This is a genomic window from Arthrobacter sp. L77, from assembly GCF_000816565.1.
Lineage (GTDB): Bacteria > Actinomycetota > Actinomycetes > Actinomycetales > Micrococcaceae > Arthrobacter_D > Arthrobacter_D antioxidans.
The window spans coordinates 296,414-316,553 of sequence record NZ_JWSU01000008.1 but is presented as its reverse complement, the minus strand read 5'-3'; the positions used below and the strand labels follow the sequence as shown (position 1 = coordinate 316,553).

General features: G+C 71.2%; 21 protein-coding genes and 1 pseudogene. 5 read left to right on the top strand and 17 right to left on the bottom strand.

Annotated elements, in window-relative coordinates; translation table 11 throughout:
- The gene (gene pcp, locus RY94_RS16365) at window positions 1-639 is read right to left on the bottom strand and encodes a pyroglutamyl-peptidase I (protein ID WP_043447581.1); all 639 of its coding nucleotides are present in this window, start codon (window positions 637-639) and stop codon (window positions 1-3) included.
- 67 nt (window positions 640-706) lie between these two features.
- Between pcp and RY94_RS16360 the strand changes: the two genes are divergently transcribed.
- Complete coding sequence (locus RY94_RS16360) at window positions 707-1,765, top strand: Rv2578c family radical SAM protein (RefSeq protein WP_052274507.1); 1,059 nt, start codon at window positions 707-709, stop codon at window positions 1,763-1,765.
- Window positions 1,766-1,805: 40 nt separating this feature from the next.
- Here the strand turns inward: RY94_RS16360 and RY94_RS16355 are convergent, their stop codons facing one another.
- A complete protein-coding gene (locus RY94_RS16355; protein ID WP_043447578.1) occupies window positions 1,806-2,258 on the bottom strand; it encodes an NUDIX domain-containing protein in 453 nt (150 codons plus the stop codon).
- Window positions 2,259-2,527: 269 nt separating this feature from the next.
- Between RY94_RS16355 and RY94_RS16350 the strand changes: the two are divergent.
- Window positions 2,528-3,718, top strand: a pseudogene (locus RY94_RS16350) (MFS transporter); the annotation flags it as partial.
- Window positions 3,719-3,789: 71 nt separating this feature from the next.
- Here the strand turns inward: RY94_RS16350 and RY94_RS16345 are convergent.
- The 4 genes from RY94_RS16345 to infC all read right to left on the bottom strand — a co-directional run bounded on the left by RY94_RS16345 (window position 3,790) and on the right by infC (window position 6,655).
- A complete protein-coding gene (locus RY94_RS16345; RefSeq protein ID WP_043447576.1) occupies window positions 3,790-4,737 on the bottom strand; it encodes a TrmH family RNA methyltransferase in 948 nt (315 codons plus the stop codon).
- Window positions 4,738-4,782: 45 nt separating this feature from the next.
- Window positions 4,783-5,172 carry a 50S ribosomal protein L20 gene (gene rplT, locus RY94_RS16340; RefSeq protein ID WP_043447574.1) on the bottom strand — a complete coding sequence of 130 codons (390 nt, stop codon included), beginning with the start codon at window positions 5,170-5,172 and terminating at the stop codon, window positions 4,783-4,785.
- A gap of 95 nt (window positions 5,173-5,267) precedes the next feature.
- Window positions 5,268-5,462, bottom strand: a complete 195-nt coding sequence (rpmI, locus tag RY94_RS16335) for a 50S ribosomal protein L35 (protein ID WP_043447572.1) — start codon at window positions 5,460-5,462, stop codon at window positions 5,268-5,270.
- A gap of 104 nt (window positions 5,463-5,566) precedes the next feature.
- Window positions 5,567-6,655, bottom strand: coding sequence for a translation initiation factor IF-3 (gene infC, locus RY94_RS16330; RefSeq protein WP_043447570.1), 1,089 nt, complete (start codon window positions 6,653-6,655; stop codon window positions 5,567-5,569).
- A gap of 334 nt (window positions 6,656-6,989) precedes the next feature.
- Between infC and RY94_RS16325 the strand changes: the two genes are divergently transcribed.
- Complete coding sequence (locus tag RY94_RS16325; protein WP_043447567.1) at window positions 6,990-7,442, top strand: DUF1844 domain-containing protein; 453 nt, start codon at window positions 6,990-6,992, stop codon at window positions 7,440-7,442.
- 100 nt (window positions 7,443-7,542) lie between these two features.
- Here RY94_RS16325 and RY94_RS16320 read toward each other — a convergent pair whose 3' ends face one another.
- From RY94_RS16320 to RY94_RS16285, 9 genes are all read right to left on the bottom strand, one after another.
- The gene (locus tag RY94_RS16320) at window positions 7,543-8,841 is read right to left on the bottom strand and encodes an MFS transporter (RefSeq protein ID WP_043447565.1); all 1,299 of its coding nucleotides are present in this window, start codon (window positions 8,839-8,841) and stop codon (window positions 7,543-7,545) included.
- A 27-nt stretch (window positions 8,842-8,868) separates the two neighbouring features.
- Window positions 8,869-9,723 (bottom strand): SseB family protein, encoded by an 855-nt coding sequence (locus RY94_RS16315; protein ID WP_043447564.1) that lies wholly within the window; start codon window positions 9,721-9,723, stop codon window positions 8,869-8,871.
- Window positions 9,720-10,478, bottom strand: coding sequence for a bifunctional 1-(5-phosphoribosyl)-5-((5-phosphoribosylamino)methylideneamino)imidazole-4-carboxamide isomerase/phosphoribosylanthranilate isomerase PriA (priA, locus tag RY94_RS16310; RefSeq protein ID WP_043447562.1), 759 nt, complete (start codon window positions 10,476-10,478; stop codon window positions 9,720-9,722). The genes RY94_RS16315 and priA overlap by 4 nt, the downstream gene beginning before the upstream one ends.
- 71 nt (window positions 10,479-10,549) lie before the next feature.
- On the bottom strand, window positions 10,550-10,708 hold the full coding sequence (locus RY94_RS18220; RefSeq protein WP_167398985.1) for a hypothetical protein: 159 nt from the start codon (window positions 10,706-10,708) through the stop codon (window positions 10,550-10,552).
- Between the two features lie 15 nt (window positions 10,709-10,723).
- Entirely contained in the window at window positions 10,724-11,362 is a 639-nt protein-coding gene (gene hisH / locus RY94_RS16305) for an imidazole glycerol phosphate synthase subunit HisH (RefSeq protein ID WP_043447561.1), read from the bottom strand.
- Complete coding sequence (hisB, locus tag RY94_RS16300; RefSeq protein ID WP_043447559.1) at window positions 11,359-11,976, bottom strand: imidazoleglycerol-phosphate dehydratase HisB; 618 nt, start codon at window positions 11,974-11,976, stop codon at window positions 11,359-11,361. The genes hisH and hisB overlap by 4 nt, the downstream gene beginning before the upstream one ends.
- Before the next feature lie 118 nt (window positions 11,977-12,094).
- Window positions 12,095-12,784 carry a DUF2461 family protein gene (locus RY94_RS16295; RefSeq protein WP_052274506.1) on the bottom strand — a complete coding sequence of 230 codons (690 nt, stop codon included), beginning with the start codon at window positions 12,782-12,784 and terminating at the stop codon, window positions 12,095-12,097.
- 108 nt (window positions 12,785-12,892) lie between these two features.
- Window positions 12,893-13,987: a histidinol-phosphate transaminase gene (locus RY94_RS16290; protein ID WP_043447558.1), complete on the bottom strand. Its 1,095-nt coding sequence runs from the start codon at window positions 13,985-13,987 to the stop codon at window positions 12,893-12,895.
- 91 nt (window positions 13,988-14,078) lie between these two features.
- Window positions 14,079-14,600, bottom strand: coding sequence for a LysM peptidoglycan-binding domain-containing protein (locus RY94_RS16285; RefSeq protein ID WP_231554579.1), 522 nt, complete (start codon window positions 14,598-14,600; stop codon window positions 14,079-14,081).
- A 380-nt stretch (window positions 14,601-14,980) separates the two neighbouring features.
- On the opposite strand from RY94_RS16285, the gene lexA reads away from it, so the two are divergent.
- Window positions 14,981-15,697: a transcriptional repressor LexA gene (gene lexA / locus RY94_RS16280; RefSeq protein ID WP_043447556.1), complete on the top strand. Its 717-nt coding sequence runs from the start codon at window positions 14,981-14,983 to the stop codon at window positions 15,695-15,697.
- Window positions 15,698-15,737: 40 nt separating this feature from the next.
- Here lexA and RY94_RS16275 read toward each other — a convergent pair whose 3' ends face one another.
- Both RY94_RS16275 and hflX read right to left on the bottom strand, forming a co-directional pair.
- On the bottom strand, window positions 15,738-17,810 hold the full coding sequence (locus RY94_RS16275; protein WP_052274505.1) for an ATP-dependent DNA helicase: 2,073 nt from the start codon (window positions 17,808-17,810) through the stop codon (window positions 15,738-15,740).
- Entirely contained in the window at window positions 17,803-19,386 is a 1,584-nt protein-coding gene (gene hflX, locus RY94_RS16270) for a GTPase HflX (RefSeq protein WP_043447555.1), read from the bottom strand. The genes RY94_RS16275 and hflX overlap by 8 nt, the downstream gene beginning before the upstream one ends.
- Window positions 19,387-19,508: 122 nt before the next feature.
- On the opposite strand from hflX, the gene RY94_RS16265 reads away from it, so the two are divergent.
- The gene (locus RY94_RS16265) at window positions 19,509-20,117 is read left to right on the top strand and encodes a class I SAM-dependent methyltransferase (protein ID WP_043447553.1); all 609 of its coding nucleotides are present in this window, start codon (window positions 19,509-19,511) and stop codon (window positions 20,115-20,117) included.
- Window positions 20,118-20,140: the final 23 nt, after the last annotated feature.

The window sequence follows — 20,140 nt, the reverse complement described above, 5'->3', positions numbered from 1 at the left end:
TCAGTGCTCCGCGCCTGCGGTGATCCGCGCGTCGACGGCGGTCTCCGCCGCCGTCGTCGCGATCGCTGCGAGGGCCGCGGCCATCGCGTCGACGGCGACGCCCGGCTGCCCGTGGGCGGCTCCCTGCTCGGAGGAGAAGGGCACATGGACGAATCCGCCCCGGGCCCCCTGCCGGCCCTCCAGCAGGTTCATCAGCCCGTAGAAGAGGTGGTTGCACACATAGGTGCCGGCGGTCTGGGAGACCTCCACCGGGATGCCCAGCCCGGCCACGGTCTCGCGGCACGCCTTGATCGGCAGGGTGCTGAAATATGCTGCGGGGCCGTCCGCCACCACGGGTTCGTCGACGGGCCGGCAACCGGCGTTGTCGGGGATACGGGCGTCGTCGACGTTGATGGCCACGCGCTCCAGCGAGATCCGCTCGCGCCCGCCGGCCTGCCCCACGCAGAGGACGATCTCGGGCTCGAATCGCGCGAGGGCACCCTCCAGCACCTCGATGCTCCGCCCGAAGACGCACGGCACCTCGACGGCGACCGCCTCCCGGCCCTGCGCGCGCAGCAGTTCCGCCGCACGCTGTGCGGCCTGCCAGGACGGATTGGTGGACTCTCCCCCGAAGGGTTCGAAGCCTGTCAGCAGGATCATGCTCCCACCCTAGACGCCCAGCTGATCGGGAGTGACGGACAATTAGTACACGTGTTCTAATAGGTCCATGCGATGGGAAGGGCAGAAGATCACGGACGACGACGAGGTGCCGGCGGCCCCGGCGCTGCTGCCGCTCGCCGGGCTCGTCAGGACGGTGCGGACGCCCGACTTCGCCGGGATCACCTTCCACGAGGTCGCCGCGAAGTCGGTCCTCAACAGGGTCCCGCCCACGTCGTCGATGCCGTTCTCCTGGACCATCAACCCGTTCCGCGGCTGCTCCCACGCCTGCGTGTACTGCTTCGCCCGGAAGACCCACAGCTATCTGAACCTCGACACGGGCCTCGACTTCGACGCGCAGCTCGTCGTCAAGATCAATGCGGCCGAGGTCCTGGTCCGTGAACTGGGCAGACCCTCCTGGGCCCGCGAGCACGTGGCCCTGGGCACCAACACGGACCCCTACCAGCGGGCCGAGGGGCGGTACCGGCTCATGCCCGGCATCATCTCCGCCCTCGCGGACTCGGGGACCCCCTTCTCCATCCTGACCAAGGGAACGCTGCTCGCCCGCGACATCCCCCTCCTGAAGGCGGCCTCGCACTCCGTGGGCGTGGGCATGGGGATCTCCCTGGCGCTGGTGGACCCGGTCCTCGCCGAAGCCATCGAACCCGGCACACCCGCCCCGAAGGCACGGCTCGCGCTCGTCTCACGGCTCCGCGAGGCAGGCCTGCCGTGCGGGGTCATGGCCATGCCGATCCTCCCCTGGCTCACCGACGGCGACGATTCGCTCGACCAGCTGTTCGGCGCCCTGGCCGGCGCCGGGGCCACGGGCGTGACAGCCGGCCCCCTGCACCTGCGGCCCGGCTCCCGTGAGTGGTTCATGCAGTGGCTAGCCGCGCATCACCCACAGCTTGTCCCGCGGTACGAGGAGCTCTACCGCGGCGGGAGCTACGCGTCGAAGGAGTACCGGGACTGGCTCTCCGGGAGGATCAGGATCTTCCGCAGGAAGCACGGCCTCGTGGCGGGCGCCGGCTTCTTCCGCAACCTGTCGGCCGATGCACAGCCAGGACCGACCGCGGCCGTTCCACCCACCGCCCCTACGTCGGAGCCGGTGCAGGCCGCACTGTTCTGAAGCGTCGGGCGCCGGGCGGAGTCCTCACGGAGCGTGCGCGTCAGAGGGCGGCGCGGTGGGCTGTCGCCAGGCGCAGCGCAGCGAGGATGGGCCGGTCGGCGGGGATCCATGGCAGCGCCTCGAGCTCCCCACCGGGGTGCAGGGGCAGCCAGCGCAGGTCGTCGTGGTCCTGCAGCGGCATCGCCTCCCCGGCCGTGACCTCTGCCAACCAGACCCGCATGGCCGCCCGCTCGTTGAGCGGCCACCCCTGCGGTCCGGGCCCGATGATCTCGCTGCCGAGTCGTGCGGTGACGCCGAGTTCCTCCTCGAGCTCGCGCAGCAGGGCGGCGTCGCAGTCCTCCCCCGCCTCCACCTTCCCGCCGGGGAATTCCCACATCCCGGCGAACTGCGGCGGCGCGGACCGCCGGGCGACGAGCAGGCGGGTCGGTCGGGCGAGGGAGTCGACGACGGCCGCCCCGACGATCTGGAGGAGCTGGTCCGAGGGTGGTTGCATCACCCGCCGAGTCTATCGACGACTCCTCACCCCGTTCGCGGTGCCGTCCGGTCCCGGCCCGGGTCGACGACCGCCTCATCACCATGACCCCGTCGACGATCGCACCACACATTCCGGCCCGCCGGTCTCCGTGGTTGCATTTCGGGGTGGCGCAACGTCGTCACCTAGGCTGGAAGGGACGACGGCGTCCCTGTCGCCGTCCACCCCGTACTCCATGGAGGATCCGGCGGCCGATCCCCCCGCCCCGAGATCCAGCCGCAAGGACTTCCATGACCGCCTCCGCTCCCCCTCCGACGTCGAACCGGCTGACCGGCCGTCCACTCCTGCTCGCCATCGGCGCGCTCGCGGTGGGCGGCTTCGCGATCGGCACCACCGAGTTCACCATCATGGGCCTGCTGGAGGAGATGCGGGCGGATCTCGGCGTCGACTACGCGCAGGGTGGGCATGTCATCTCCGCCTACGCCCTCGGTGTCGTGGTGGGCGCGCCGATCCTCGCCACCCTCGGAGCGAAGAAACCGCAGCGCGCCGTCGCCCTGGCACTCATGGTCCTCATCACGGTGGCCAACCTGTCCTCCTACTTCGCATCGGGTTTCGGCTGGATGCTGGCCTCACGGTTCCTCTCGGGTCTTCCGCACGGGGCCTACTTCGGTGTCGCCGCCGTCATCGCCGCGTCCCTTGCGGATCCCGCACGCCGGGGCCGCGCCATCGCCATGGTGATGCTGGGACTCAGCATCGCCAACGTGGTGGGTGTCCCGTTCGCCACCTGGCTCGGCCAGCAGTACGGCTGGCGCTCCATGTTCCTGCTCGTGGGGGTGATCGGGACGGCGACGCTCGTGCTGATCCGCGCCTTCGTCCCGAATCTCCCCGTCCGCCCCGGCGCAAGCATCCGCAAGGAGCTGGGGGCCCTGCGCCGTCCGCAGCTCTGGATGACCCTGCTCGTCGGCATCGTGGGCTTCGGCGGGTTCTTCGCCGTGTACTCGTACATCTCACCGACCATGACGGAGGTAGCGGGGCTCAGCGCGTCGCTGCTGCCCCTCGTCGTCGCCCTCTACGGCGTGGGCATGGTGGTCGGCAACATCCTGGGCGGGCGCCTCGCGGACCGGTCCATCATGGGCAGCATCTACGGCGTCATGGTGGCCATCGCGGCTGTACTGCTGGTGTTCCCCCTCGCGGCGACCAACCCCTGGACCGCCTGCTTCTTCGTCTTCCTCGTCGGCACGAGCGGATCAGCGCTCATCCCGCCACTGCAGGCCCGCCTGCTGGACGTCTCGCCCGGGGCGCCGTCGCTCGCGTCCTCGATGAACCACTCGTCGCTGAACACCGCGAACGCGCTCGGCGCGGCACTGGGCGGCGCCGTCATCACGGCCGGATGGGGCTTCACCGCACCCGCCCTGGTCGGCGCCGTGCTCGCGGTCCTGGGGCTCGGCGTCGCCCTGCTCAGCGGAAGGATGGACCGGCGCGGCCGGGCCGACGACCGCCCGCGGAGCGGCGACGCCGGACCGGCGGGGCCGACAGGGTCAGCNCGACAGGGTCAGCGGCGGCGCTGCGCGCGGGCTGAGGCGTACAGGCAGACGGTGGCGGCGGTCCCGACGTTCAGGGACTCCGCACTGCCGTAGATGGGTACGGCCACGCGCGCGTCGGCCGCCGCGGTGACGTCGGCCGACAGACCCTGCGCCTCGTTGCCGAACAGCCAGGCGCCGGCGTCCTCGAGGCGTACCGCGCAGGCGTCGCCCGCACCGGCCGGGTCTCCCTCCTCGCCCTCCTGCGGCGTGCGCAGCGTGGCGAACCTGCGCTGCGCGCTGGCGTCCTGGAGGTCGTCGAGGCTGGTGCTGCCGTAGCCGTCGGCCGCGAGGACGGTGATACCCGCATGACGCAGGCCGTCCATGAGGCCCTCCAGGTCGACGCCGAGGACGAGCGGCAGGTGGAAGAGCGAGCCCACGGTGGACCGCACGGTCTTCGGGTTGTAGGGATCCACGCTCGCGCCGGTCAGGATCACGGCGTCGGCTCCCGCGGAATCCGCCGCCCGGATGATGGTGCCCGCATTGCCCGGGTCACGCACCTCCACGAGGACCGCGACGAGGCGCGGCGCCGCCGCGAGCACGGCGTCGAGCGGGACGTCGACGAACCGGCACACCGCGACGAAGCCCTGCGGTGTGACGGTGGACGACATGGCGGCGAGGACGTCGGCGGTGACGAGCCGGACGGCCGGGGCGCCGTCCTGCCCGGCGAGGTCCGCGATGTCGGTGTGGCGCTCGAGCGCATCGGCCGTCGCGTAGACGTCGACGACGACGCCGTCCTGTCCTGCCTCGTGGCGGGTGAGGTGCAGGCGCAGTGCCTCCCGGACCGCCTGGGGACCTTCGGCCAGGAACTCCCGCCGCCTTAAACGCGACGGACGCCCGGCCAGGCGTGCCACCTCCTTCACCCGGTCTGCGTGGGTGTTGGTCATCAGTGGAGCCTGGGGGCGTCCGTTCACAGTCATCGTGTTCCGGTGTGCGGGCTCGGAGGCCCGCAGCAGCCGATGCGCCTAGGCCGAGGCCTTGAGCGGGGCCGAGGTGTCCGCCGGCAGGGCGTCCTTGGCGATCTGCACGAGGGCCGCGAAGGCTGCACCGTCGGTGACGGCGAGGTCGGCGAGCATACGGCGGTCGACCTGGATCTCGGCGGCCTTGAGGCCCTGGATCAGGCGGTTGTAGGTCAGGCCGTTGGCGCGGGACGCAGCGTTGATGCGCTGGATCCACAGGCGACGGAAGTCACCCTTGCGCTTGCGGCGGTCGCCGTAGCTGTAGACGAACGAGTGGAGCAGCTGCTCCTTCGCCTTGCGGTACAGGCGCGAACGCTGGCCGCGGTAGCCCTTGGCGCGTTCGAGGATGACCCGACGCTTCTTGTGGGCATTGACTGCCCTCTTCACACGTGCCACGTGCGTACTCCTTCAGTTCTTCTCCGGTCGCGGCTTGAGCCGTGAGCGCCGCACCGTGGGTGCGCGCGCTTTCCCGGGAGGGGGTGGATTGGTGGTTAGACGCCCAGCATCTTCTTGATGACTTTGGTGTCGGCCTTCGAGACGATCTTGTCGCCGGCGAGACGGCGCGTCACGGTCGAGGACTTGTGCTCGAGGTAGTGGCGGCGGTTGGCCTGCTGGCGCTTGAGCTTGCCGCTACCGGTGAGCTTGAAGCGCTTCTTGGCGCCACTGTGGGTCTTCATCTTCGGCATGGGAACCGATCTCCTTTTGGATAGCCGGGGCGGATGCACCCGGAGTTCGGCACCCGGAGGTGCCTGCTGGTTTCGTTCGAGCCCGGTGGGACAGGGCCGGAGCCCTAGTCCGTGCTTCCGGGCTTGGGGCGGCTGGTCGGGCTCTTGGTGGGAGCCGTTCGTCCAGCAGGCTTGGGTGTCGCGGGCGGCCTCGGCGCTCCGGGCTTCGGCATGGCCATGGGCTTGGCAGCCACGGCCGGCTTCGGCGCAGGGGCCGCGTCCGGCGTGGATGCCGGGGCGGTCTCTGCCGTCTTCGCCGCCGGGGCGGAGGAACGGGACGGCGCGGGCCGCTCGGTCGCTGGCCTCGACGACGTCGACCGCGGGGCGGACGACGTCCGGGCCGGAGCCTGGCGAGCCGGTGCTGCCTGTCGGACGGGCGCGGCCGGTGCGGCCTGGGCAGCTGCAGGAGCCTCGGTGGCCGCCGGAGCAGCCTCGGGTGCCTGCTCCACCGGTGCCGCCGGGGTCTCCTGGGCAGGAGCTTCCTCGACGGGAGCCTTCGGAGCCTCGGGCTCGCTCCTGATCTCGTAGCCCTCGGGCAGCAGGTCCGCAAGGGACTGCGTCAGCGGCGCACCACTGGGCCCGGAGGTGTCCACCCGCTTGGGCTCGCCACCCGACTTCGCGACCTCGTTGGCAGCCTTCGCCTCGGCACGCTGGGTCTCCCGGCGTGCCTCGGCCTTCGCCTCGGCCTTGTTCTTCGTGGGACCGATCACCATGACCATGTTGCGTCCGTCGATGCGCGGCGTCGACTCGACGACGCCGACCTCGGCGACGTCGTCCGCGAACTTCTGCAGCAGGCGGATACCCATCTCGGGCCGCTGCTGCTCACGTCCGCGGAACTGGATCATGGCCTTGACCTTGTCGCCGGCGCCGAGGAAGCGCATGGCATGCCCGCGCTTGGTCTCGTAGTCGTGCGTATCGATCTTGAGGCGGAAGCGGATCTCCTTCAGGACCGTGTTGGTCTGGTTCTTCCGCGCCTCGCGGGCCTTGACGGCCGCTTCGTACTTGTACTTACCAAAATCCATGAGCTTGGCTACCGGAGGCTTCGCCTGCGGTGCTACCTCGACAAGATCCAGGTCGGACTCGGCGGCAAGTCGGAGCGCGTCCTCGATACGGACGATTCCTACCTGTTCGCCGGCAGGTCCGACCAACCGCACCTCGGGAACGCGGATACGATCATTGATTCTTGGCTCGCTAATGTGTGACTCCTGTGAATTCTCGAGCTGAAACCGCCTGCAGACGAAAGAAGGCCTCCCATTGCATGCGCAATCGGAGGCCTCGTTGACCGGTCGTCGGTGATCGGTGGAAGCCTGGGCTTCCTGCGCGATCGTTGGCAGGACCGACCATGAACCCGGCTACCTGCAATGCGACCTGAGGTCACACCAGGCAAACGCGGGTGGGAGAGGACTCCGCTTGCAGACCGGCACCGAAGCCTGCTCGAAGAGCACAGCGGCTAACAGCGACCGGTTGGTCTATGCCAAGCTTACCAGTATGAACACGCCACACGACAACCCGCAGCACTCCCCCTCCGCAGGGCCGGCTGCCACCTCCCGCCGCAGCTTCTCCGAGGAGCAGGACCACGGCCACAGCGCGGCGGACGAGGCCGAGCAGGGCGTCCGGCAGCAGATGCGTGACATCTCCGAGGTGGCAGCCGTGGAAGTCATCGTCACGTCGGCGGTCCATCTCATGAGCGCCGCCGCCGTCAAGTGCGGCCTCGGCCACGAGGAGAACGCGGAGCAGCTCAAGGACCTCGACGAGGCCAGGAAGCTGATCACCGCGCTGGCCGGCTTCGTGACGGCGGCCGCCCCCGAGATCGGGTCCCAGCACGCAGGACCGTTGCGTGACGGACTCCGGTCCCTGCAGCTCGCGTTCCGCGAGGCCTCGATCATCCCTGATGCGCCCGGCCAGGGCCCCGGCGAGAAGTACACGGGTCCCGTCAACTGACCCCGTCGTCCCCCCGCCGCCGGGAATGCAACGGCCCGCGCCCCAAGGGTCGCGGGCCGTTCCCGTGCGACGGAGGGTGCGCACCCCTCGGCGGACCTGCCTAGCGGGAGGCTCCGGCGGCCACCGTCGTCGTCCGGCTGCCCAGGTCACGCGCCAGGAACCCGGCGATCCCGATGATCGCCGCGACGACGCTCACGGCGGTGAACCCGCCCCACGGACCCACGGCATCGATGAGGAGCCCCGCGACCGGCGCTCCGAGGGCGACGCCGGAGGTCAGTGCCGAGCCGTACCAGCCCATCGCCTCGCCCCGCCGGTCCTCCGCCACGAGGTCCGCGACCTTCTCGGAGGCGGCGGAGAGGACGGGCGCGCAGAGCAGGCCGGCCGGGATCGACAGCAGGGCCAGTGACAGCGTGGTCTCCGCGAAGCCCATGGGGAGGGTCAGGAGTGCCATGCCGAGCAGGAGGAGCGACGGGGGGATCGGCCGGTGGAGGGCGCCGTAGACGAGGCCTCCGACCACCGACGCGGCGCACCACGCCACGAAGACGAGGCCGAGCTGGCTCTCGTTCCCGGTCTGCTCGAGCGCGGCGACGATTCCCACCTCGGATCCCGAGAGGAGGAGCCCGGCACCGGCGGCGGTGATCATCACCATGACCAGGGGCACGGTGATCCAGGGCAGCACCTTCCGCACCCCCCTGCGCAGCATCGAGGCCGGGCGCGGCTCCTGCGGGTCGGCGTTCCCGGCGCCGATGAGGTCCGCCGCGGCCTCGTTGATCCCGGCCGGCGCGGAGGCCGCGACCGTGACGGCGTCGGGCAGCTGGTCGGACCGCGTGGGCGGGTTGAACCACATGAGGAAGAGGCCGGCCGAGGCGGTGGCCATCCCCACCAGCGTCAGCCCGAGCACCGTGGACACCTGGGTGGCCAGGACCACACCGACCGCGGGCCCGGCCATGAAGATGACCTCGGTGGAGATGGCGTCGAGCGTGAAGGCCGTGCGCCGCCGGTCGCCGTCCACGAGGACGCCGAGCGCCTGGCGGATCACGGAGAAGGCGGGCAGGGTGAACAACCCGCCGACGAGTGCCGCGACGAGCAGCCACTGGTAGGACAGGTGCGGCGCCACCGACCAGATGACCGCTTCCGCGACGACGGACGGGATGAGCGCGCGGCGCAGTCCCGCGCTGTCGATCCGCCGGCCGCGCCACGGTGCACCGACGGCGATACCGATCGTGACGACGGCGGCGACGGCGCCCGCTTCCGCGTAGCCGCGGTCGAGGGTCTGGACGACGTGCAGGGTCAGCAGCACCCCGGCGGCCGAGTGCGGGAAGCGGGCGATCATCCCGACGAGGAGCAGCCTCCGGACGGAGCGGATGCGCAGCAGGTCCCGGTATACGGCGAAGTTCACTGTTCGTCTTTCTGGCCGACGACCCCGTCAGCGGGTGAGTTTGATGTCGAGCGAGTCGACGCGGTCCACGAAACCGGTGAGGCCCAGGAGCTTCCCGCGGAAGGAGGCGACGGCGTCGCGCACCCCGTCGGCGGACAGGCCCGGGCGGAGCTGGACATCCATCCGGAGTTCGGGGCCCGGCCCCCCACCGGAGGCAATGCTACCGCCGGTCGTGCGCGTCAGCACTCCACCGGCCGGCCGCAGGCCCACGGCGAGGATGTCCTCCTCCTGACCGGCCGCCTCCTCGACGAGCGACGCCAGGGCCGGGTCCTCGTACGACGGCGTCCAGGGGACCTGCCGGGCCAGGGCCCAGACGGCGGGACGCCGGAGCACGAACGTGAGATCGGCCCCGGGGTCCAGCACCATCAGCTGCGCATCCTCGGCGGCCGCTGCGAGGGCGGCCCGTGACGCGTACGCCGCGACGGGCCGCGCGTCCGGGTGCCACCGGCCCAGAGCCCCGGTCGAGGAGAAGACCGGCAGGGCTTTCCGGCCGTCGGGCGCGGTCAGCGTGACGAGCGCCATCTCGGCCTCCTTGTCGGCGTGCAGCCCGGTGGCGGCCTCCGCCTGGTCGCTGAGCCGGGCGACGATCGGGATGAACACCCTGGCCGTGGTGAGTGCACCGAACACGGCCCGCTCGGCGTCGCCCGGACCGTCCGCGGGGCGCAGGAGCCCGCTCAGCGCCGCGGCGAGCCCCGCGTCGGCCGCGCCGTCGTCGTCGTCGAAGGCGTGCAGCGGGTTCTCCGGACCGGACAGGTCGCGGCCCGCCCACGGCTGCCCGGCGGAGTCCGCCGTGTTGCCGGCGAGGGCCGCGGCGATGTGGGCGGGGAGTTGCCGGCCGCTCACGCGTCCGAGGCGGGCAGCCCTGCCACGTCCAGGGCCTGCGGCAGTGTGAAGGCCCCGGCGTAGAGGGCCTTGCCGACGATCGCGCCCTCGAGCCCGAGGGGCACGAGGTCGCGGAGGGCGGCGATGTCGTCGAGGCTGGAGATCCCGCCGGAGGCGACGACGGGCCGTGTGGTCTTCGCGAGGACCTCCCGCAGGAGGGCCAGGTTCGGCCCCTTGAGCGTGCCGTCCTTCGTCACGTCGGTCACGACGTAGCGCGCGCAGCCGGCGTCCTCGAGGCGCTGCAGGACCTCCCACAGGTCGCCGCCCTCCTGGGTCCAGCCGCGCGCCGCGAGCGTGGTGCCCCGGACATCGAGCCCGACGGCCACGGCGTCCCCGTAGCGGGCGATCGCCCGCTCCGTCCACTCGGGGTTCTCGAGCGCCGCGGTGCCCAGGTTGACGCGCGTCGCTCCCAGTTCCAGGGCCGCCTCCAGCGACGCGTCGTCGCGGATGCCGCCGGAGAGTTCCACCTTGATGTCGAGCTGCTGGACGACGCGCTCGAGCAGGTCCTTGTTGGACCCGCGGCCGAAGGCGGCGTCGAGGTCCACGAGGTGCACCCACTCGGCGCCGGCGTCCTGCCACGCGCGGGCCGCGTCCACCGGGTCTCCGTAGCTGGTCTCGCTGCCGGCCTCACCCTGCACCAGGCGCACGGCCTGGCCGTCGGCGACGTCGACGGCGGGGAGGAGCTCGAGGGTGGGCGTTTCGGTGAGGGGGCTCATGGTCTGCTGACTGCTTTCGTTCGGGCGGCGGGGCCGCGGTGGAGGAGCGGGTTGTGGCGGTGCGGGGCGGGCTAGTCGCCGGGCAGCGTGAACAGGTAGGCGGCCAGGAGCGCCAGACCGGCGAGGGCGAGGAAGGCGATCCACACCCAGCGCGGGAACTCCTGCCCGCGCAGGGAGAAGGCGCCGCCGATGAGGAGTCCGGCGACCCCCATGAGCACGAGGCTCAGCATCGGTCCACCACCGGATCAGCGCAGCCCGTCGATCCAGTTGCGCAGGAGCTGGGCGCCCGCGTCACCGGATTTCTCGGGGTGGAACTGGGTGGCGCTGAGCGGACCGTTCTCGACGGCGGCGATGAACCGGCCGCCGTGGTCGGACCACGTGACCTGCGGCGGCTTCATGGCGGGTTGGGTGACGTCGAAGGACCAATCCTGCACGCCGTAGGAGTGCACGAAGTAGAACCGCTCGTCGCCGAGGCCCTCGAACAGGACGGTGTCCTCCGGCGGTTCCACGGTGTTCCAGCCCATGTGGGGCACGACGTCGGCCTTGAGCCGTTCGACGGTGCCCGGCCACTCACCCATGCCGGGCGTGCGCACGCCGTGCTCCACGCCCTCGTCGAAGAGCACCTGCAGACCCACGCAGATCCCCAGTACGGGGCGGCCGCCGGCGACCCGGCGCCCGATCATCCGCAGGGCGTCGACGTCCTTGAGGCCCTGCATGACGGCGGCGAAAGCACCGACGCCGGGGACGAGCAGGCCGTCGGCGTTCAGGACGTCGTCGGGCTTGGCGCTGAGGACGACATCGGCACCCACGTGTTCGAGGGCACGTACCACGGACCGGACGTTGCCGGATCCGTAGTCGAGGACGGTGACGGTGCGCGCGCTCATAGCGCTCCCTTCGTGGAGGGGATTCCCTCGACCCGCGGGTCCGGTTCGACCGCCGCGCGGAGCGCCCGGGCGAGGGCCTTGAACTGGGCCTCGACGATGTGGTGCGGGTCGCGGCCGCCGATGACGGTGATGTGCAGGCAGATCTGGGCGTGCAGGGCGAGCGCCTCGAACACGTGGCGCGTCAGGGAACCCGTGAAGTGCCCGCCGATGAGGTGGTACTCCTGGCCGGCCGGCTCCCCGCCGTGCACGAGGAACGGACGCCCCGAGATGTCGACGACGGCGTTGGCGAGTGCCTCGTCGAGCGGGACGGTGGCTTCGCCGAAGCGCCGGATGCCGGCCTTCGTGCCGAGGGCGATCCGCAGGGCCTCGCCGATCGCGATGGCCGTGTCCTCCACCGTGTGGTGGACGTCGATGTGCGTGTCCCCGGAGGACCGGATGGTCATGTCGATGAGGGAGTGCTTCGACAGTGCGGTGAGCATGTGGTCGAAGAACGGCACCGTGGTGTCGATCGACGACGCCCCGGTACCGTCGAGGTCGATCTCGACGAGGACATTGGACTCGCTCGTGACGCGCTCGATACGGGCCGTACGGCCGCGGGCGGCATCAACTGTCATAGCATCTTCCTTCTGTGCGCGTCATTCAGGCGCGGATCGACGTGGGAGCAGGGCGGGCGGCGCGAACCACCCGGCGGTCCTGCCCTTCAATTCTAGGTGTTCCCGCCGGGCACACCGGTCACGGGGCCCCGGTGCCGCGGCGCGGACCGAACCGCTGCTCCGCGGTGAGGGTGGAAGCTCCCACGTAGCGGGCCAGCCACTCGTGCAGCGCGGCGGGTTCGCACAGGAGCTCATCGATGCCCGCCGAGGCGGAGGCGATGTCCACCCACGCGGGTCGGCGCACGCGATGGTTGACCTCGATGCCCTTCCACCGCAGCAGATCCGCCCTGGGATGATCGGCCGGGAAGCCCCGGGGGACGCGTGTCAGCGGTTGGGCCCGTCCGGGACGGATCATCATGCCCTGCCCGGTGACCGCGCCGATCGCGGCGACCAGCGCCGGGCCCGAGACGTCGCCGGCCACCGCGGCCCGGAAGGCGGCCAGCTGGTCCGCGGCGGGGAACGGCAGGCCGGTGGCGACCAGGAGGCCGATGCTGCTCACGCGGATGAATGCACCCACCCCGTCGGGCCGCTCGGCGACAGCCCCGATGAAGGTCTTGTAGGGCGGGCTGTCCGGCCGGAACCTGAGGTCGTTGTGCGGGCGGTAGATCCGCCATCCGGAGAACGACGTCAGGGCCGCACACACCGCGGTGAAGACCGGGCGGATGCCGTCGTCGTACAGCCTGCGCTGGCGGGCCCAGAACTCGCGAGTGTTGTCCGCCTCCATCCGCGCGAAGAACGACTGCGCCTCCTCGAAGATCGGACGATCCATGCGACACATGATGGGCGCTGCACCCGCGCGGCGCATCGCCCGCAGCGGATGGCCCCTCCGGAGCCCTGGGCCGTCGCCGACCCGACCGTCGGAACGGCGACCCGGCCGTCAGAGCAGCGTCGCCAGCGCCGTCAGGAACGCCGTCGTCTCCTCCTCCGTACCCGCGGTCACGCGCAGGGATCCGGGGATGCCGACATCACGGATGAGGACCCCTGCCTCCAGGAGGCCCTGCCAGACACGGTGGGGGTCCTCGAGGCCCGAGAAGAAGACGAAGTTCGCGTCCGACGGGGCCGGGGTGAGCCCGAGTCCCGTGAGCTCGCGCACGATGCGGTCCCGCTGCACCTTGATCGCCTCGACGTTCGCCAGGAGCGTGTCCGCGTGGGTGAGGGCGGCGTTCGCGGCCGCCTGGGTGATGGCCGAGAGGTGGTAGGGCAGCCTGACGAGCCGCAGCGCATCGGCGATCTCCGGCGCCGCCGCGAGGTAGCCGATCCGGGCGCCGGCGAGGGCGAAGGCCTTGCTCATGGTCCGGGAGACGAGCAACCGCGGGCGTCCGGGCAGGAGGGTCAGGGCGCTCGCGGTCCCCTCCTGCGCGAATTCGCCGTACGCCTCATCGACGATGATGATGGCGCGCGCGTCCTCGCCGGCCTCGTAGGCGGCCTCGACGACGTCCAGGCCGAGTGCCGTGCCGGTGGGATTGTTCGGCGAGCAGAGGAACACGATGTTCGCCCCTGATGCGCGGACCGCCCGGGCGGTGTCCTCCGGCGTCATGGCGTAGGCGGCACCGCGGGCGGCGGTGACGTAGCGCGTCCCGGTGCCGCTCGCGAGCAGGGGGTACATCGAGTAGGTGGGCGGGAAGCCGATGGCGGTGCGTCCGGGTCCGCCGAAGGCCTGGAGGACCTGCTGCAGCACCTCGTTGGAGCCGTTGGCGGCCCACAGCTGATCGGGCGTCAGGCCGTGCCCCAGATAGTCGGCGAGGTTCTTCCGCAGCTCGGTGAATTCGCGGTCCGGGTAGCGATTGAGGCCGCGCGTCGCTTCCGCGACGGCCTCCACGATGGCCGCGTGGACGTCCGCCGGTACGCCGTAGGTGTTCTCGTTGACGTTGAGCAGGATCGGGACGTCCAGCTGCGGAGCGCCGTACGGGTGCAGCCCGACGAGGTCGTCACGCAGGGGGAGGTTTGCTAGGGCTTCGACGGAGGAGGGCACTCTTCGAGTTTAAGGGATGCCGTCTTCCACGGACGAATGGCCCGGCGGGCAGTCCCGGTGTGGGCGCCGGTCAGTCCGCGGCGGGGCCCGGTCAGTCCGCGGCGGGTACTGCGATGCTCTGTCCTGCCTGCACCACGGAGTTCGGCAGGTCGTTGAGCTCGACGATCTCGGCGACGACGTCCCGGGGATCGCGCTCCGGCGCATAGCGCACGGCGAGATCCCACAGGGTCTCTCCGGTGACCACACTCACCTCGACGGTGGCCGTGGAGGTCGGCGCCGACTCCCCCGCCTGTGCCTGCGAGGTCAGGAATGCCGCGAGGAGGATCAGGGCCGCGACGCCCAGGGCGATCGGCAGGCCGACCAGCAGCAGGCGCCCTCGCCGCGTGAGCGTCAGGGGACGGTCCGCACTCCGCTGCGTGGAGGTACGGGACGGCACGGAGGAACCGGGCTCGGTGGAGGAACCGGTCCCATCAGGCCGGGAGGGTGCTGCGAAGGTCGGGGGCATCAGGGCGATGGTCGACGAGGACGGGTCAGGCATGGAGACGAGCCTGAGGTGGTTCTCGGGGCGAGCGGGCGTCCACAACGAGCTGCCATGCAGTACGGGTGTAACCATTGCCGTTCCTCTTTCCTTCGAATGCCTTGGCCGGACAGACCGCCCGGTTCGAACAAACGTTCTAATACGCATCTGCCTATTTCTAGCATCTACGATCGACCCGTGTCGAGACTCGGTCGAACATATGTTTGAAAAGTGACCCCGTCTGTCCTAGCGTGAAGAGATCACACCATCGTCGACGGATACTGCCCTCCGAGGGCGGTCCCGGGGTCGATGCATCTCACACAACCAGCCGCCTCTGACAAAACGGCTTCCGGCCCACGGAAGCGGTCCGGCGGCGACAGCGGGATCGGCGATCCCAGGCGAAAGGCGCAACAGTGGCGGAATCATCAGCGGCGGCCCGGCAGGAATCGAACACTGCCGACGTCCCGGCAGACGCCGTGCCCATCTCCGCGGGCCGGGGCAGGCCGCGCGGCCGCTCCGTGTCCAAGGGGCTGACCGCCCGGCAGCTGACCATCCTCGAGACGATCCAGCGGTCGATCGCCGACAAGGGGTACCCCCCGTCCATGCGGGAGATCGGCGACACCGTGGGGCTCGCGAGCCTGTCCAGCGTGACCCACCAGCTGGCGCAGCTCGAGCGGCTCGGCTACGTGCGCAGGGATCCGAAGCGCCCCCGCGCCATGGAGGTCCTGCTCCCCCTGACCCTGGCTCCGGACACCTCGGGCGCCCAGACCGGTCCGTCCGCGGACGGGAAGCCCGCCGCCGAGCACCGGATCGCCGTCGACACCGCCCTGGTGCCGCTCGTGGGGCGCATCGCCGCCGGCGGACCGATCCTCGCGGACCAGGTCGTCGAGGACGTCATGCCCCTGCCGCGCCAGCTCGTCGGCCACGGGGATCTCTTCATGCTCAGGGTCTCGGGGGACTCGATGGTGGATGCCGCCATCTGCGACGGCGACTGGGTGGTGGTCCGCCGGCAGCAGAGCGCCCAGAACGGCGACATCGTGGCGGCGCTGCTCGATGAGGAGGCCACCGTGAAGACCTTCCGGCAGCGGGACGGCCATACGTGGCTGCTGCCGCAGAACACGCGCTACGAGCCCATCCTCGGCGACCACGCCAGCATCATGGGCAAGGTCGTCTCGGTGATGCGCGCGCTGTAGCCACGCGCCGCAGCCGGTGTGCTGCGGCCGGCGGGGCGCGTCAGCGCCCCGAGAGCCGCTTCAGGATGCCCGTGACGGTGGCACGGTCCGTCGTCGCCCAGAAGGGCGGGAGGGCGGCCCGGAGGAAGCCGCCGTACCGGGCGTTGGCGAGGCGGCTGTCCAGGACGGCGACGACCCCCCGGTCCCCCGCCGCCCTGATCAGGCGCCCCGCGCCCTGCGCGAGCCGGACGGCCGCGTGCGTGGCGGACACGCTCATGAAGCCGTTGCCCCCGTTCCGCGCCACTGCCCGGGTGCGGGCGGTCATGAGCGGATCGTCGGGCCGCGGGAACGGGATGCGGTCGATCACGACCAGTCGGCACGAGGCCCCCGGCACGTCGACACCCTGCCACAGGGACATGGTGCCGAACAGGCAGGTATCCGGTTCGTCCGCGAACTGCGTGACCAGTGCGTTGAGCGAGGACTCCCCCTGGCACAGGATCTCGAAGTCGACCTTCGGACGCAGGGCCTCCGCGGCCTCCTCGGCGGCGCGCTTGGACGAGAACAGTCCCAGCGCCCCTCCCCGCGACGCCGTGAGCAGCCCCAGGAGCTCCTCGAGCTGCGCGTCGGAGGTGCCCCGCTCGGGCTTCGGCAGGTCCTTCGCCACGTAGAGCACGCCCTGCCGCGGGTAGTCGAAGGGGCTTCCGACGTCGACGCCGGTCCAGGCGGGCGCACCGGGGCCGCTGAGGCCCAGCGAGCCGGCGACGGGACCGAACTCGGAGCCGATCGCGAGGGTCGCGGAGGTCAGGATCACGGTGTGGTCCTCGAACAGTCCCTCCCGCAGCCGCCCGGCGACGGACAGCGGCGCGACGTTCAGCGTCGCGGGTGCACTCTCGTCGGGCTGCGCGTAGCCCGAACCCGGCGTGAAGGTACTGGGACGCGATGCCCAGACCACCTCGTTGAGTTCGGACGCCGCGAGGATCCGCTCGGCGAGCTCGAAGACCAGCGTGGTGCGGGAGCGTGCGACCTGCCGGCCGCCGTCGACGTCGGCTTCGGACTTGCCGTCCGTCTTGGTGTCGGACAGCGCGGCACGCGACGCGTCGCGGACCTGGGCGAGGGCCTGCTCGAGATCCTCGGGGAGGCCTCCCGGCAGGAGACCCGAGGGAACGAGTTCGGCGGCCGCCTCGAAGGCGTCGGCAGCCGTGTCGAGGACGCCCGTGGTGACGGACGCGTGGCGCCGGAGTGCCGCGGCTGCAGCGGTCACCATCGAGGCGGAGAGCTGGCCCGAGACGGCTCCGGTGACGCGGTCGTGGAGTTCGTGTGCCTCGTCGATGACGACGACGTCGTACTCGGGCAGGACGGCAAGCCCTTCGAAGGCGCTGATCGCGAGCATGGCGTGGTTGGTGATGATGATGTCGGCGTCCGCGGCTGCGGCGCGCGCCTTCTCGCTGAAGCACTCCTGGGCCATCGGACAGCGGGCGGCACCGATGCACTCCATGCTGGAGACGGACACCTGGCGCCAGGCGCGGTCGCTCACGCCGGGCACGAGGTCGTCGCGGTCGCCGGTCGCGGTCTCCTCGGCCCACTCACGCAGCCGCACCACGTCCCTCCCGAGCGCGGAGGACGGGCCGTCGGTCGCCGGGGCGGGGTGCGGCGCGGCATCCTCGCCGAGGCTGAAGAGGGTGGCGGGCGCGTCCTCCTCCGGGAAGCCGCCGCCGGTCTTGTGGAGGCAGACGTAGTTGGAGCGGCCCTTGAGCAGGGCGACGTCGACGGGGCGCGTGAGCGCGGGCCGCACGGCGTCCAGGAGGCGCGGGAGGTCCCTTCCCACGATCTGCGCCTGGAGGGCGAGCGTGGCCGTGGAGACGATCGAGGGCTTGTCGCTGTCCATCGCGTGGGCGATCAGAGGGACGAGGTACGCGAGCGACTTCCCGGTGCCGGTGCCGGCCTGGACGAGCAGGTGCTCGCCGGAGCGGATGGACTCACTGACCTGACGGACCATCTCGTGCTGGCCGGAACGCATCTCCCCGCCCATGGCGCCCACGGCGGCGTCGAGCAGTTCGAGGGCCTGCCGTGCTTCGTCCGAGTGGGGAGCCGCGTCCGGCGCCGCCACGGCGCCGGACCGCGTGCTCTCACTCATGCCTGACGTACGCCTCCAGCTCGGCGGCCAGGCCTTCCCGGACCATCACCTCGAGGCGGGTCCCCTCGCCGACGTGCTCCAGGCCGAGGATCTCGACATCCTCCTCGTGGAGGCGGCTGAGGATCTCCCCGCGCTCGTACGGCACCATCAGGTCGAGCTTCACGCCGGGGCGGGGGATGTTCGTGCTGATCAGCTGGCGCAGCTCCGTGAGCCCCGCGCCTGTCCGCGCGGAGACGACGACGGACCGCGGTTCGCGCTGCCGCAGCCGTTCGATGACGAACGGATCGGCGGCGTCGGCCTTGTTCAACACGATGATCTCGGGCACCTTGCGGGCGTCGACCTCCGTCAGCACGGTTCGGACCGCGGCGATCTGCCCCTCAGGGTCGGGGTGGGACGCGTCGACGACATGCAGGATGAGGTCGGAGTCGGCGACCTCCTCCAGGGTGGAGCGGAACGCCTCGATGAGCTGGGTGGGCAGCGAGCGGACGAACCCGACCGTGTCGGCCAGGGTGTAGCCGATGCCGTCCGGCGTCTCCGCCTTGCGCACCGTCGGATCCAGCGTGGCGAACAGTGCGTTCTCGACGAGGACGCCGGCGTCGGTGAGCCGGTTCAGCAGGGACGACTTGCCGGCATTCGTGTAGCCGGCGATGGCGACGGACGGCACCTGGTTCCGACGGCGGTTGGAACGCTTGGTCTCCCGTGCGGGCTTCATCCCGGCGATCTCGCGGCGGAGCTTCGCCATGCGCGTGCGGATCTTGCGCCGGTCGAGTTCGATCTTCGTCTCGCCCGGGCCGCGCGAGCCCATACCGGAGCCTGCGCTGCCGACCTGGCCGCCGGCCTGGCGGGACATCGATTCACCCCAGCCGCGGAGGCGCGGGAGCAGGTACTCGAGCTGCGCGAGTTCCACCTGGGCTTTGCCTTCGCGGCTCTTGGCGTGCTGCGCGAAGATGTCGAGGATCAGGGCGGTCCGGTCGATCACCTTGACCTTCACGATGTCCTCGAGGCCGCGGCGCTGCGACGGCGAGAGTTCGCTGTCGACGATCACGGTGTCCGCCCCGGTGGCCTGGACGATCCCCTTCAGCTCCTGGGCCTTGCCCGACCCGAGGAACGTCCCGGGGTCCGGCTTGAGGCGTCGCTGCACGATACCGTCGAGCACCTCGGAGCCCGCGGTCTCGGCCAGTGCCGCGAGCTCCTGGAGCGAGTTCTCGGCGTCCTGCGCCGTCCCTTCGCTCCACAGGCCGGCGAGGACCACCCGTTCCAGCCTGAGCTGCCGGTACTCGACCTCGGTGACGTCCTCGAGTTCGGTGGACAGTCCCGCGACGCGCCGGAGCGCACGGCGCTCGGCGAGGTCCTGCTGGTCCCCGTCGGCGTCGGACGGCTCCTCGTCCTGGGAGAGGGCCTGGGCCCGTGATCGCCAGGTCTTCTCGATCGGCGCGGAGCTCTCCCCCGGCCCTGATGTCCCCTTCGTCGCCTTGGCCGCGGCAGCTTCGTCGCTGGCGAGGATCCGGTCGATGACGGCTTGGATCTCCTCCGGGCCCATGTCGGCGCCGGTGGAATGTCCGTTGTTCTCGGTCATGGTCTCCCTAGATGAATGTCCTACAATCCTACGGCTGAGGGCCCGGCGTGCTCCAGCGTATTCTCCCAGCGCGAAACCCGACCGCGCGGACGGGCCGCCGGCGTGCCACTAGGCTTCTGTCCATGGAGTCTCAGCACTATTTCAGCGCCCAGCCGGCGGGACCGGACACGCGCCGACCGCTCTCCGTCGTCCTGGCCGGCGCGCGTCGGGACCTCGTGACCTCGTCGGGTCTGTTCAGCCCCGACGGCGTCGACAAGGGCACCGCGATCCTGCTCGACGCCGTCCCGGACCCGCAGGGGCGCCGCCTGCTGGACATCGGCTGCGGGTGGGGACCGATCGCCCTCACCATGGCGCTGAAGGCGCCCGACGCCGAGGTCTACGCCGTCGACGTCAACGAGCGGTGCGTCGCACTGACCGCGGAGAACGCCGCCCGCCTCGGACTGGGCAATGTAGCGGCCGGCACCCCCGACGCCGTGGACGGGTCGCTCGTGTTCGACACCATCTGGTCCAATCCGCCCATCCGCATCGGGAAGCAGGAACTGCATGCTCTGCTGCTGGACTGGCTCCCGCGCCTCGCTCCGGACGGCCGCGCCTGGCTGGTGGTGCAGAAGAACCTCGGTGCGGACTCGCTGCAGCGCTGGCTGGCCGGGGAACTGGCCGGGGGCTTCACGGTCCGGCGCGCGGAGACGTCCAAGTCCTTCCGCATCATCGAGGTGCACCGGGCCGGCTGAACGTCCCTGCCGGCTCATCCCGC

Excerpts from the sequence above, each read along its gene's own strand:
- RY94_RS16325 (WP_043447567.1), top strand. The coding sequence starts at position 6,990 with ATGAACACGCCACACGACAACCCGCAGCACTCCCCCTCCGCAGGGCCG.
- RY94_RS18220 (WP_167398985.1), bottom strand. The coding sequence starts at position 10,708 with ATGCTGAGCCTCGTGCTCATGGGGGTCGCCGGACTCCTCATCGGCGGC.
- RY94_RS16345 (WP_043447576.1), bottom strand. The coding sequence starts at position 4,737 with ATGACTGTGAACGGACGCCCCCAGGCTCCACTGATGACCAACACCCAC.
- priA (WP_043447562.1), bottom strand. The coding sequence starts at position 10,478 with ATGAGCCCCCTCACCGAAACGCCCACCCTCGAGCTCCTCCCCGCCGTC.
- RY94_RS16265 (WP_043447553.1), top strand. The coding sequence starts at position 19,509 with ATGGAGTCTCAGCACTATTTCAGCGCCCAGCCGGCGGGACCGGACACG.
- pcp (WP_043447581.1), bottom strand. The coding sequence starts at position 639 with ATGATCCTGCTGACAGGCTTCGAACCCTTCGGGGGAGAGTCCACCAAT.
- hflX (WP_043447555.1), bottom strand. The coding sequence starts at position 19,386 with ATGACCGAGAACAACGGACATTCCACCGGCGCCGACATGGGCCCGGAG.
- RY94_RS16360 (WP_052274507.1), top strand. The coding sequence starts at position 707 with ATGCGATGGGAAGGGCAGAAGATCACGGACGACGACGAGGTGCCGGCG.
- hisH (WP_043447561.1), bottom strand. The coding sequence starts at position 11,362 with ATGAGCGCGCGCACCGTCACCGTCCTCGACTACGGATCCGGCAACGTC.
- RY94_RS16355 (WP_043447578.1), bottom strand. The coding sequence starts at position 2,258 with ATGCAACCACCCTCGGACCAGCTCCTCCAGATCGTCGGGGCGGCCGTC.
- RY94_RS16285 (WP_231554579.1), bottom strand. The coding sequence starts at position 14,600 with ATGGTTACACCCGTACTGCATGGCAGCTCGTTGTGGACGCCCGCTCGC.
- RY94_RS16295 (WP_052274506.1), bottom strand. The coding sequence starts at position 12,784 with ATGGATCGTCCGATCTTCGAGGAGGCGCAGTCGTTCTTCGCGCGGATG.
- rpmI (WP_043447572.1), bottom strand. The coding sequence starts at position 5,462 with ATGCCGAAGATGAAGACCCACAGTGGCGCCAAGAAGCGCTTCAAGCTC.
- hisB (WP_043447559.1), bottom strand. The coding sequence starts at position 11,976 with ATGACAGTTGATGCCGCCCGCGGCCGTACGGCCCGTATCGAGCGCGTC.
- RY94_RS16275 (WP_052274505.1), bottom strand. The coding sequence starts at position 17,810 with ATGAGTGAGAGCACGCGGTCCGGCGCCGTGGCGGCGCCGGACGCGGCT.